Annotated in this window: 15 protein-coding genes; 6 read left to right on the top strand and 9 right to left on the bottom strand. The window is 70.8% G+C overall.

Features of this window, described 5'->3' with window-relative positions; genetic code table 11:
• The first annotated feature begins 2 nt into the window (after window positions 1-2).
• Both H288_RS0115010 and H288_RS0115005 read left to right on the top strand, forming a co-directional pair.
• The gene (locus H288_RS0115010) at window positions 3-743 is read left to right on the top strand and encodes a molybdopterin-binding protein (protein ID WP_020093399.1); all 741 of its coding nucleotides are present in this window, start codon (window positions 3-5) and stop codon (window positions 741-743) included.
• 43 nt (window positions 744-786) lie between these two features.
• Window positions 787-1,656: a formate/nitrite transporter family protein gene (locus H288_RS0115005; protein WP_020093398.1), complete on the top strand. Its 870-nt coding sequence runs from the start codon at window positions 787-789 to the stop codon at window positions 1,654-1,656.
• Between the two features lie 79 nt (window positions 1,657-1,735).
• Here the strand turns inward: H288_RS0115005 and H288_RS0115000 are convergent, their stop codons facing one another.
• From H288_RS0115000 to H288_RS0114965, 8 genes are all read right to left on the bottom strand, one after another.
• On the bottom strand, window positions 1,736-3,016 hold the full coding sequence (locus H288_RS0115000; RefSeq protein WP_020093397.1) for an NAD(P)/FAD-dependent oxidoreductase: 1,281 nt from the start codon (window positions 3,014-3,016) through the stop codon (window positions 1,736-1,738).
• 214 nt (window positions 3,017-3,230) lie between these two features.
• Window positions 3,231-3,716, bottom strand: a complete 486-nt coding sequence (locus H288_RS0114995) for an ATP F0F1 synthase subunit B (protein ID WP_170855147.1) — start codon at window positions 3,714-3,716, stop codon at window positions 3,231-3,233.
• A gap of 15 nt (window positions 3,717-3,731) precedes the next feature.
• Entirely contained in the window at window positions 3,732-4,310 is a 579-nt protein-coding gene (locus H288_RS0114990; RefSeq protein WP_020093395.1) for an ATP synthase subunit b 2, read from the bottom strand.
• A 144-nt stretch (window positions 4,311-4,454) separates the two neighbouring features.
• A complete protein-coding gene (locus H288_RS0114985) occupies window positions 4,455-4,682 on the bottom strand; it encodes a F0F1 ATP synthase subunit C (RefSeq protein ID WP_007566773.1) in 228 nt (75 codons plus the stop codon).
• A gap of 66 nt (window positions 4,683-4,748) precedes the next feature.
• A complete protein-coding gene (locus H288_RS0114980) occupies window positions 4,749-5,504 on the bottom strand; it encodes a F0F1 ATP synthase subunit A (protein WP_020093394.1) in 756 nt (251 codons plus the stop codon).
• Between the two features lie 74 nt (window positions 5,505-5,578).
• Window positions 5,579-5,953: an AtpZ/AtpI family protein gene (locus H288_RS0114975; RefSeq protein WP_026604967.1), complete on the bottom strand. Its 375-nt coding sequence runs from the start codon at window positions 5,951-5,953 to the stop codon at window positions 5,579-5,581.
• Window positions 5,954-6,144: 191 nt separating this feature from the next.
• Window positions 6,145-6,789: a DsbA family protein gene (locus H288_RS0114970; protein WP_020093392.1), complete on the bottom strand. Its 645-nt coding sequence runs from the start codon at window positions 6,787-6,789 to the stop codon at window positions 6,145-6,147.
• 89 nt (window positions 6,790-6,878) lie between these two features.
• A complete protein-coding gene (locus H288_RS0114965; protein WP_020093391.1) occupies window positions 6,879-7,361 on the bottom strand; it encodes a DciA family protein in 483 nt (160 codons plus the stop codon).
• Window positions 7,362-7,494: 133 nt separating this feature from the next.
• Between H288_RS0114965 and mutY the strand changes: the two genes are divergently transcribed.
• Window positions 7,495-8,838, top strand: a complete 1,344-nt coding sequence (gene mutY, locus H288_RS0114960; RefSeq protein WP_043712675.1) for an A/G-specific adenine glycosylase — start codon at window positions 7,495-7,497, stop codon at window positions 8,836-8,838.
• Between the two features lie 105 nt (window positions 8,839-8,943).
• Here mutY and H288_RS0114955 read toward each other — a convergent pair whose 3' ends face one another.
• Window positions 8,944-10,134, bottom strand: coding sequence for a site-specific DNA-methyltransferase (locus H288_RS0114955; RefSeq protein WP_026604966.1), 1,191 nt, complete (start codon window positions 10,132-10,134; stop codon window positions 8,944-8,946).
• Between the two features lie 586 nt (window positions 10,135-10,720).
• Here H288_RS0114955 and H288_RS0114950 point away from each other — a divergent pair.
• From H288_RS0114950 to H288_RS0114940, 3 genes are all read left to right on the top strand, one after another.
• Window positions 10,721-11,071 (top strand): septal ring lytic transglycosylase RlpA family protein, encoded by a 351-nt coding sequence (locus tag H288_RS0114950; RefSeq protein ID WP_020093388.1) that lies wholly within the window; start codon window positions 10,721-10,723, stop codon window positions 11,069-11,071.
• 124 nt (window positions 11,072-11,195) lie between these two features.
• Window positions 11,196-11,510, top strand: coding sequence for a polyhydroxyalkanoic acid system family protein (locus H288_RS0114945; protein WP_020093387.1), 315 nt, complete (start codon window positions 11,196-11,198; stop codon window positions 11,508-11,510).
• Window positions 11,511-11,590: 80 nt separating this feature from the next.
• Window positions 11,591-11,827, top strand: a complete 237-nt coding sequence (locus tag H288_RS0114940) for a hypothetical protein (RefSeq protein ID WP_026604965.1) — start codon at window positions 11,591-11,593, stop codon at window positions 11,825-11,827.
• Window positions 11,828-11,831: the final 4 nt, after the last annotated feature.

Below are 11,831 nucleotides of genomic sequence, written 5' to 3'. Positions count from 1 at the left end.
CCATGAGCCAGCCTTCCGAATCCGTCACCGCCGCGATCCTCGTCATCGGCGACGAGATCCTCTCGGGTCGCACCAAGGACAAGAATATCGGCACCATCGCCGACTTCCTCACCGCCGCCGGGATCGACCTGCGCGAGGTGCGGATCGTGCCCGACGAGGCGGCCATGATCGTCGAGGCGGTCAACGCCCTGCGCGCCCGCTACACCTACCTGTTCACCACCGGCGGGATCGGCCCGACCCACGACGACATCACCGCCGACTGCGTGGCCGAGGCCTTCGGGGTCGGCATCGACGTCGACGAGCGCGCCCGGGCGATGCTGCTGGAGCGGCACAAACCCGAGGATCTCAACGAGGCCCGCCTGCGCATGGCGCGGATCCCGTTCGGGGCCGACCTGATCGCCAATCCCGTCTCGAAGGCGCCGGGCTTCCGCATCGGCAACGTCCACGTGATGGCCGGCGTGCCCAGCATCATGCAGGCCATGCTGGACTCGATCGCCCCGACGCTGACGGGCGGCGCCGCGATGCTGTCCGAGACGATCGAGGCGGCCGGCCTCCCGGAGGGCAGCTACGCGGGCGGCCTCGGCGAGATCGCGAGGGCGCGGCAAGCCGTCTCCATCGGCTCGTACCCGGCGATCACGCCGGAGGGCTTCCGCAACCGGATCGTCGTGCGCAGCCGGGACCCGGAGGCCCTCGCCGAGGCGCGCGGCGCCGTCGAGGCCCTGCTGGCGCGGCTCTCGGCCTGACCTGTCCCGTCCGATCGATCGTGTTGCGTAGCGGAGCTGTCGGATGGTGCGGGACAAGGACAAGCGGGCCGACCCCGAGACGCGCCGGGACGAACTGCTGAAGGAAGTCTCCGAGATCGGCCGGCCCGACGCCTACGTCCTGCACGAGGTCATCCGGCTCGAGGGCGACGAGGAGCTGCGCCGCCACGGCCTCGCGCTGTTCCTCTCCGCCTTCGCGGCCGGGCTCAGCATCGCCCTGTCGCTGATCGTGCCGGGCGTGCTGCGAAGCCATCTCCCGGAGACCGACTGGGCCAAGATCGTCAGCTCGATGGGCTACGCGGTCGGGTTCCTGGTCGTCGTCCTCGGGCGCCAGCAGCTCTTCACCGAGAACACCATCACGCCGATCCTGCCGCTCCTGCACGACCGCTCCGTGAAGACGGCGCTCCGCGTCGTCAGGCTCTGGATGATCGTGCTGTCGGGCAACATCCTGGGAACGCTCGCGATCGCGACGCTGCTGGCCTATTCCGGCGCCTTCGAGCCTCCGGTCCTCCGGGCCTTCGCGGAGATCAGCCACGACGCCATCGCGCACGGCTTCTGGGCGACCTTCATCAAGGCCGTCTTCGCCGGATGGATGATCGCCCTGATGGTCTGGTTCCTGCCGGCCACCGCCAGCGCGGCGCCGTTCGTGATCCTCCTGATGACGTGGCTGGTGGCGCTCTGCAGCCTCGCCCACATCGTGGCCGGCTCCGTCGAGGCCTTCTACCTCGTGGTCACGGGCGCCGCCTCGCTGCACGATTACGCGGTGAAGTTCTTCCTTCCGACGCTGCTCGGCAACACGTTCGGCGGCGTGGCGCTGGTGGCGGTGCTGAACTACGGGCAGGTCGCCCCCGAGGTCGAGGAGACCAAGGCGGTCGAGGGCGAACGTCCGGACTGAGACCGAGAACTTGGGCCGAGGACCGGGCAGCCGGGCGGCACCGCGCGTCGCCCGCGACGACGGATCCGCGCCGACCGCCTCAGTCGAGCCGCACCGGCGGGCTGATCAGGTGGTCGAGATCGTCGAGGACCCAGGTCATCGTCCCGCGCAGCGGCCCGTAGAGCCCGATCTGGTGCTGCCGGTAGAGGAGGTCGTGCGTCAGCCGCGCCGAGAGCCCGTTCAGGCGCCCGCCGCCGAACGTGTAGCGGCCGAGCGTGCCCCAGCCGTTGAAATCCGCGAGCGAGACGATCGCGCCCTTCTCGGCATAGTGGAACGGAGGCAGGTCCGCGTCGGGCGAATCCCCGCGGGCCAGCGCGCGGCCGAGATGGCGCGCGAGATGCTGCGCCTGCTGGCGTGCGGCCTGCGCGGTTGCCGGAACGGGGTGGCCGGTCCGGCAGTCGGTGAGGCTGGCGCAGTCGCCGAGGGCGATGATGGCCGGATCCCGGGTCGTGCGCAGGTCCGGGCAGACGACGAGTTGCCCGGCCCGCGAGCGCTCCAGGCCGTCGAGGCCGGCGAGCACGTCCGGCGCCTTGACGCCGGCGGCCCAAACCTTCAGCCCGGCCGGGATGCGGCGGCCGTCCTTCAGGATGAACCCGTCCGCGTCCGCGGCCGTCACCGTCGCGCCGGTCCGGACCTCGACGTCGAGATCCGACAGGGTGCGGGCGGCGGCGCGCGACACCTTCTCGGGGAAGGCCGGCAACAGGCGCGGCCCGCTCTCGATCAGCGTCAGGCGCAGGCGCCCCGGCAGGTCGGGCGAGCCGTAGGCCGCGAAGAGGTTGATGGCGTGCTTGAGCTCGGCGGCCAGCTCGACGCCGGTCGCACCGCCGCCCACGATGGCGATCTCCAGCAGGCCGCCGCCGTCGAGCCGGGCCAGGAGATGGCACCGCAGCTGTTCGTGGAAGTGCTCGGCCTCGGTCAGGTCGTCGATGGTCAGGCAATGCTCGGCCACGCCCGGCGTGCCGAAATCGTTGGCGCGGCTGCCGATGGCGAGCACCAGCAGGTCGTAGGCGCGCTCCACTTCCGGAACCCCCTCCGCGGCCTCGACCGCGAGCCGGACGCGCCTGGCCGCCCGGTCGATGCCCACGAGGGCGCCGGGCTGGAACCGGAAGCCGTTGCGGCGCGCCTGGGCGAAGAGATCCACCTTCTGCCGGTCGGCCCGGGCCGTACCCGCCGCGAAGGTGTGCAGCATCGGCTTCCAGACGTGCGAGAGGCTGCGATCGGCGAGGGTGACGTCGGCCCGGCCGCCGCGTCCGAGGCTGGTCGCCACCTCGATCCCGGCGACGCCGCCGCCGACGATCACGATCCGTGGTCTCTCCGCCATGACGTCTCCGCATCCTCACGGGTCGGGAACGCCGGTCACGGCCTCGATGTTCGCCGCGGCGCGCGCCGATTCCGCCCGGCGTCGGAAGCGCGTCCTGCGCGGCCCGTCCCCCGATCCCGCGCCGGGCGGGATCGCGTCGGCCGACGGGGGCCGTCGACCATGAAAAAAGCCGCCCGGAGGCGGCTTTCGTGAACGTCGCGCTGCTGCGTCCGGATCAGGAACGCATGCGGGTCCGCACCTCGCCGAGGCTCGCGCGGATCAGGTTCTGGGCGGCGTCGCCCTGCATCCGCTCGCGCAGGATCGTCTCCGAGACCTTCACGGCGGCCTCCGCGGCGGCGGCGCGGACCTGAGCCTCGGCCTGGGCTTCCGCCTGGGCGATCTTCGTCTCGGCGGCCTTGGTGCGGCGGGCCAGGAAATCGTCCAGCTTGCGGTGGCCTTCCTCGGCGGCGCGCTGGGCCTCCTCGCGGGCACCGGCGACGATCGACTCGGCCTCCTTCTCGGCCTCGGCGCGGCGGCGCTTGTAGTCGGCCAGCACGGCGGCGGCCTCCTCGCGCAGGCGCTTGGCCTCGTCGAGCTCGTGGCGGACGCGGTTGGCGCGCCCGTCCAGGCCCTTGAGCATCGTCGAGAAGGCGCCGGCCTTCCAGGCGATGCCCATGAAGATGACGAACGCGACGGCGACCCAGAATTCGGCTTCGAGCAGCATCGTGGGATCCCGTCAGTGTGCGGTGGCGTCGAGGGCGCGGTCGAGGCTCGTCCGGTCCGGGGCCTGCCCGGTCAGACGCTCGACGATGGCCGACGCGGCCTCACCCGCGATCGAGCGGACGTTGCCCATGGCGGCCTCGGTCCGCGTGCGGATCGTCGCCTCGGAGGCAGAGAGCTTGGCGTTCAGCTCGTCCTCCAGCGCCTTGCGCTTGGTCTCGGCTTCCGCGGCCAGTTCGTTCCGGGTGGTCTGCGCGATGTCGCGCGCCTTGCCCTGGGCGTCCCGGAGGGCGGTCTCGAAGGCCACGCCGGCGGCATCCGCCTCGGCCTTCATCGCCTGCGCCTGGTCCAGGTCGGCACGCAGGCGCTCGGCGCGGGCGTGCAGGATCGACTGGATCCGCGGCAGCGCGATCTTGTCCATCAGGTAGTAGAGGAGGCCGAAGGCCAGGGCGAGCCAGATCAGCTGCGCCAGGAAGCCCGAGGTCTCGAAGGGCGGGAAGGCGCCGGAATGCGCTTCCGTATGCTCGACATGGCCCGGCACGACCTGCGTGTCGGCGCCCGGGGGCGGCGTGGTGAGGGGATTGGGCTGCGCCATGAGACCGCTACACTGACACCGTTCGCTGAGGCCACCGCCGGCGCGGTGACGGACGAAGGCGGACGCCCCGTCGCGGGAGCGTCCACCCGTTCATCGGGCCGGGGCCCGTGAGGAGACCGCGGGGACCGCGGTCTCCGGCGCCGATCAGACGGCGAAGAGCAGCAGCAGCGCGATCAGCAGCGAGAAGATGCCGAGCGCCTCGGTGAGGGCGAAGCCCAGGAGCAGGGTGGCGCGCTGGCCGTCGGCCGCGGACGGGTTGCGAAGGGCGCCGGCGAGGAACTGACCGAACAGGTTGCCGAGGCCGATGCCCGCACCCGCCATGCCGAGGCAGGCGAGGCCGGCGCCGATGTACTTCGCAGCGACGGGATCCATGGTAACTCCTGAGGTCTCTTCAGATCGAAACGTGCGGTGACGTTTGCGGCGGGTGGAGCCGGCCGATCAGTGGCCGGGGTGAAGGGCGTCGTTGAGGTAGATCGCCGTCAGCGTCGCGAAGACGTAGGCCTGAAGCGCCGCAACGAGGAACTCGAGAGCGGTCAGCGCGATCGTCAGGAACAGCGGGAGCGGCGATAGCACGCTCCAGGCGCCCGCGAGAAGGAGCTGGACCACGAAGAACGCGAAGATCTTCATCGCGATGTGGCCGGCCAGCATGTTGGCGAACAGACGGACCGACAGGCTGATCGGGCGCGAGATGAACGAGATCACCTCGATCGGGACCAGGATCGCGAGGAGCGGCTTCGGCACGCCCGACGGCACGAACAGGCCGAAGAAGTGGGTGCCGTGCTTCATCACGCCGAAGATCACCACGGTGGAGATCACCAGCGCGGCGAGGCCGAAGGTGATGATCAGGTGGCTGGTCACCGCGAAAGCGTAGGGGATCATCCCGAACAGGTTCAGGACGAGCACGAACATGAACAGCGAGAACACGAGCGGCATGAACCGCTTGCCGCCGTCGCCCGTCGCCTGGTGCACTGTGTCGGCGATGAATTCGTAGAAGATCTCGGCCAGCGACTGCATGCGGCCCGGAACGACCGAGCGGGACGCGGTCGCCACGATGGTGATGAGCGCGATCACGCCGACGGCGGCGAACATGTAGAGGGCCGACTGCGTGAACGCGAGCTGCTGGTGGCCGATATGGCCCAGCGACACGAGCGGCTTCAGCTCGAACTGATGGATCGGGTCGATCGTGACCGCCATTCCCGCTTCCGCCCTTCTTGTCCGGCGCGCCGACGGGTGTCGGCCGCCCCACATTCCCCACTGACCGGCGCGCCTTATGGCTCCTGCCGATCGCGCCGTCCCGGACGCGCGCCGGCGAAACCCGACGCCCGCATCACGTTGTAGACCCCCGCGACGAACCCCAGCATCAGGAGGACGATCAGGCCCCAGGGCTTCGTCCCGAAGACATGATCGACGATCCAGCCGAGTATGCCCCCCGCGATCACGCCCGCGACGAACTCCGTGGAGAGCGTCATGGCCTGGCCCAGCGAGGATGGCCCGCCGTTCCGAGGGCGCGTGGAATGACCGGGAGCAGCCTGCGGCCGCTTCCGTTCGATCTGCGTCTCGAGACGTCTGAGCCTCGCGGAGAGTTCGCTGTCCGTCGGCGTCTGCTCGGTCCCTCTCCCGTCCCTCGGATCGTCGCCGTTCACGGCTCAAAACTCGTCGGGCGGGAGGCTGTGGAACCGGCTGGACACCCCCAGCAAGCGGGGCGCACCATAGTTTCGCCTATCTTGAGTGTCAAGGCGAACCCCATACACCGTAAGTAATTGATTTTAGTTTGGTATTCCAACTTTGTGCGATGCGCCGGAGCCGCGCCGCGCGCGAGGCCCCGGCGGGTCGATCAGGCGCCGATGATCGGCTTGATCACCTTCTCCATACCCTCGACGGTCATCTCGCCGGTGTAGCGCTCGCCGTTGATGAAGAAGGTCGGGGTCGAATCCACCTTGAAGACGTCGAGGCCGCGCTGCTTCACGGCGTTGACCGCGCTGTAGATCTTCTGGTCCTTCAGGCAGGCCTCGAAGGTCTGCTTGTTGTAGCCCGCCTGTCGGAGCATCTGCTCCAGCGCGTCCACGGGCTTCGGCGTGAAGGCCCAGGCCGCCTGCTGATCGAACAGCAGGTCGGTGATCGGGTAGTACTTGGCATCGCCCTGGCAGCGCGCCAGCATGAAGGCCGCGGTGGCCAGCGGGTCGAGGGGGAATTCGCGCAGCGTGAACCGCACCTTGCCGGTGTCGATGTAGCGCTCCTTCAGGGTCGGCCACGTGGTCCGGTGGAAGGCCGCGCAGTGTGAGCAGGTCATCGAGGCGTACTCGATGATCGTGCACTTGGCGTCCGCCGGGCCGAGCCAGACATCGCCGAGGGGTCCCGGCTGCAGCAGGGCCGCCATCTCGGAATTCTGCGCCCGGGCGGGACGTCCGAGATACGGCAGGGCGAGGCCGGCGCCGAGGGCGAGGCCGGAGAATTTGAGAGCGTCGCGTCGCGTCGTCATCGGGCAGGCTCCGCCGGATTGATCAGTCGTGGCGTCCGGATGCCGGTACTCGGGCGCGACCGTCCTGGCAAGGTGACCGAATCGACCGTTCACCGCTCCGGGCGCGTCGCCACGGCGGCGGTGCCGAGGCGGTCGAGGGCCGCGCGCAGGCCGTCATCGGCGATTCCCGCCACGGCGCGCTGGACCTCGACGGCGGCGGCCGGATCGACCCGCGCCCGGGCGGGCGCCCGGCCGGCGCGCCCGACCCGGTCCTGCTGCAGCACGATCCGGGAGACGCAGGCCCAGCCGTAATGGGCGTTGATCCGCTGGATCACCACCGGCGCGAGATGCTGCAACTCGAGCGCGAAGACGCCCTCGACGCGCACGACCAGCGTGCCGGATTCGGGCGCGGCGGACTCGCTCCGGCGGCGCTTCGGCCATTCCAGCTTGGACGGGCGGCAGTAGCGGGCCAGCCGCTCGCCGACGATCTCCGGCCACGCGGCCAGGATGTCGGTCGAGGCGAAACCCTGCGCCGCGAAGGCCGGCCCGATGCAACTCTCGATCAGTTCGGCCAGCGGTTTGACGCGCGCCATGGTGGTTCCGGCCCCGTGGATCCGCGAAGGTTAGCGCAGGATGGTTGACGAAGGGAGCACGCGCCGGCGCTTTCGCCGCCCTATGATCGCCGCGGCGCTCCGGCTATGCAGCGCGACCCCTGTCGACCCGCCCATGCCGCCTCGCACAGCCACGGATCCTGAAGCCGGTCCCGGACCGCGCGCCGACGACCTGCTCGCCTGGTACGACCGGCATCGGCGGGTGCTGCCCTGGCGGGCGCTTGCCGGCGCGGTCCCCGATCCCTACCGGGTCTGGCTGTCCGAGGTGATGCTGCAGCAGACCACCATCGCGGCGGTGCGGCCGTATTTCGAGCGCTTCCTGACGCGCTTCCCCGACATCTTCGCCCTGGCCGAGGCCCCCGAGGAGGCGGTGATGTCGGCCTGGGCCGGCCTCGGCTACTACTCCCGCGCGCGCAATCTGCACGCCTGCGCGAAGGCGGTCGCGGCGGCCGGCGGCCGCTTCCCCGACACCGCCGAGGGCCTGCGCAAGCTCCCGGGAATCGGCGCCTACACGGCCGGCGCGATCGCCGCGATCGCGTTCGACCGGCCGGAGGCCGCCGTCGACGGCAATGTCGAGCGGGTCCTGAGCCGGGCCTACGCGGTGGAGGCGCCGCTCCCGGGCAGCCGGCCGGAGATCCGCCGCCTGACGCAGGCGCTCGTCCCGCAGGAGCGGCCGGGCGACTTCGCCCAGGCGCTCATGGATCTCGGCGCGACGATCTGCACGCCCAAGCGCCCCGCCTGCGCGCTCTGCCCGTGGATGCGGCCCTGCCGGGCGCGGTCGCTCGGCACGCAGGAGACCTTCCCGCGCAAGATCAGGGTCGCCAAGGGGGCGCTCCGCCGCGGCGCCGCCTTCGTGGCGATCCGCAGCGGCGACGAGGCGGTGCTGCTGCGGACCCGCGCCCCCGAGGGGCTGCTCGGCAACATGGCCGAGCCGCCGGGGAGCGCCTGGGAGCCGGATTACGACGTGGCCGCCGCCCTGCTGGACGCGCCCCTCGACGCGCGGTGGAAGCGGCTCCCGGGCCTCGTCCGCCACGGCTTCACGCATTTTCCCCTGGAGCTGACGGTGTTCGTGGCCCGCGTCGCGCTGGCGACGCCGGCTCCGGCCGGCATGCGCTTCACGCCGCGCGGCGCCCTCGCGGACGAACCGCTGCCCGGCCTCATGCGCAAGGTCCTGACGCACGCCTTCGACCCGAAGCCGGAACCCGAGAAGAAGCCGCGCGGGCGCCCGCGGAAGGAGCCGCCGCCGATGCCGCTGCTGGCGGCGATGGAGCCACCGGTCTCGATGCCGGATCCCGAGCCCCGACCGCGCGTGCGGGCCGTCCCGAAGCCCCAGCCGAAGCCGGCGCCGGTGCCGCCGCAGGAGACGGACGAACTGTTCGAAGGCGAGGTCGAGCCATCGCCCGCACCGGCGCGGGCCCGGTCATCGCCGCGGCGGCCGGGGCCGGCCCGGAAGCGGTAGCCGACCGTCATCGCGAGCGCAGCGAAGCGACCCAGGGCAGCGCGACATCTGTCTGCGTGCCGCTGCTGGTCTGCTTCGCTCCGCTCGCAGAGACGGTGTGCTGGCTCAGCCGTTGGCCATCGCCTGCCGGAGCCCGGCCCGGTAGCTGTCGATCACCACCGGCTTGCCGCCGCGCTCCACGTGCCAGAAGGTCCAGCCGTTGCAGGCCGGCAGGCCCTGCACGAGCGCGCCGATCTTGTGGATCGAGCCGATGACGAGGCCGTTGTCGAGCTGGCCGTCCGGGCGCACCGTGGCGCGGAACCGGCGGCGCTCGTCGGTCACGGTCTCGCCCGGCCGGATATGGCCCGCCTCGATCACCGACAGGAACGGGACCCGCGGCTCGGCGCGCTTGGTCGGCGCCACCATGAGGGCGGCCCTCGACAGGGTCTCCACGGCGGCGATCCGCTCCCGGGCCGCCTCGGCGTAGATCGCCTCGCGCTCGATGCCGATGAAGCGGCGGCCGAGGCGCTTGGCGACGGCGCCGGTCGTGCCGGTGCCGAAGAACGGGTCGAGCACCACGTCGCCGGGATTGGTCGCCGCGAGCAGCGTCCGGGCGAGCAGAGCCTCGGGCTTCTGGGTCGGGTGGACCTTGCGGCCCTCCGCATCCTTCAGCCGCTCCTCGCCGGTGCAGAGGGGGATGAACCAGTCCGAGCGCATCTGGAGGTCCTCGTTGCCCCCTTTCAGCGCCTCGTAATGGAAGGTGTAGCCCTTCGAGTCGGCCGAGCGCGAGGCCCAGATCAGGGTCTCGTGGGCGTTGGTGAAGCGCTTGCCGCGGAAGTTCGGCATCGGGTTGGCCTTGCGCCAGACGATGTCGTTGAGGATCCAGTAACCGAGATCCTGCAACGCGCTCCCGACCCGGAAGATGTTGTGGTACGACCCGATCACCCAGAGGGTCGCGTTCGGCTTCATCACGCGGCGGCAGGCGGCGAGCCAGTCCCGGGTGAAGGTGTCGTAGGCCTCGAAGGTCGCGAACTTGTCCCAGTCGTCGTCGACCGCGTCGACGCGGCTCTGGTCCGGGCGCAGGAGGCCGGCGTCACCGAGCTGAAGGTTGTAGGGCGGATCGGCGAACACGCAGTCGACGCTCGACGCCGGCAAGGCGTTCATGGCCGCGATGCAGTCCCCGACGAGTACCTGGTCGAGGGGCAGAGAACGCTGGGCGGGTACGAGACCCATCCGTGGCGCCGACGCGGGCCGCCCGGCACGCGAGACCTGTTTCCGGGCGACGGCGTCGGCAGCCACGGTACGCGGGGAAGCCATGGCAAACACCGGTTACGCGACTGACCGGCAGACCATGCGCCGGGTACGGTAAAGGTCACGTTGTCGATTTCGCGTCCGGCGCGTCCCGTTCTGGGGCTGCAGATTTTGCCGACCGGGCGCCCGGACAATCCTCCGACAGATTAAGCAACCGTTACCCGGCCGCGCCGCGCCGCCGGGATCGGGCGACAACACTCTATCCCTGCGGGTCGCGCGCGGCCGCGGCAGCCTGTGCTTGGGAAACAGCCGCGCACGACAATCATCGTCGTGCCAGGGGCGCCGGGCGGGTCGCGCTTCCACCTCAGCGGGACGCAGGGTCACGCTCCGCGCAAGGCTTAAGAATGATGTCCTATTTTGCACCCTCCCCGACGGAGGCGAGCAGTTCTTGCTGAATACGCAGAACCACACGCCAATGCATCACCCGCAACAAGAGCGGAAATAAACCGAAATAAGCCGCCATGTAATGGAGATGACCAGCGCGAAATCGGCCAAAATGTGATCCCGACAGCCCGAAAAAGCCTGCCATATTCCGGCCCGTTTCGGGCACGACTGGCGCCGCCCCGACAAAAACAATGGGAATGCGTCGAGAATGTCGTTCGGTTTCGGTAAGCTCGTTGTCTCGCTTGGAATGCTGTCCACCGTCGTCGGAACCAGCCTCCCGGCCGCCGCCCAGAGCGGAGCGGCCTCCTGGTACGGGAGCGGCCATCGCACCGCCAACGGTGAGCGTTTCAACCCCAACGGACTGACCGCCGCCCATCGCAGCCTGCCGTTCGGCACCCGGGTCCGCGTCGAGAACAAGCGGACCGGCCGCTCGATCGTCGTGCGCATCAACGACCGCGGTCCGTTCGTGCGCGGCCGCATCATCGACCTGTCGCGCGGCTCCGCCCGCGCCCTCGGCATGGGCGGCGTCAGCTACGTGTCGCTGCAGGTCGTGCACTGACCCTTCACGGGCATCGAGCGCCCCGGCGCGCCTCCGCCCCGCGCGGGCGGGGCGGCCTCCGGGGCGTTGTCTGTCGGACCCGGACGCACCATCTGCTGCCGGGTTCAGCTCGGATCACCCGCCCATGCCCAAGCCCCTCATCGTCGACATCCCGCACGACCTCGGCCGCGACGAGGCCAAGCGGCGCCTGGAGCACGGCACGGATCAGGCGCGGGCCCTCCTGGCCAAGAGCGGAATCACGGTGGACCAGCTCGCCTGGACGGGCGACCGGCTCGATTTCGGCGTGTCCGCGGTGGCGCAGAAGATCGCCGGCACGATCGACGTGGGCGCGGAGAGCGTGCGCCTCGAGGTGAAGCTGCCGTTCCTCCTCGCCCTGTTCGCCGAGAAGATCCAGAAGGTGGCGAGCAAGGAGGGCAACCTCCTGCTGACGAAGAAGTAGCCCTCCGGAACCGGATCCGCCGCACTCTGTTTCCGCGGGACCGGTGCCGCTGTGCACCACCGGTCTCGCGGAGGATGACGGTGCCCGATTTCACGCTCGCCGACCCGGGGCAGGTCCCCGAGGTGCCGCCGCAGCCGACGCCGGTGCCGGACCGCCCCTACGATCCGCCGCAGGCGCCGACCCAGCCGCCCGGGCCGGAGATCCCCGGGAACACCCCGGCGGAGGCGCCGGGCATCCAGCCGCCCGAGATCCCCGTCAACGATCCGGGCGTGCCCGAGATCAGCCCGCCGACGGGACCGGCCAACCCGATCGCCTGACCGG

This window comes from Methylobacterium sp. 285MFTsu5.1 (genome assembly GCF_000383455.1).
GTDB lineage: Bacteria > Pseudomonadota > Alphaproteobacteria > Rhizobiales > Beijerinckiaceae > Methylobacterium.
The sequence above is the reverse complement of the archived record's forward strand: the minus strand, read 5'-3'. Positions and strand labels throughout refer to the sequence as shown.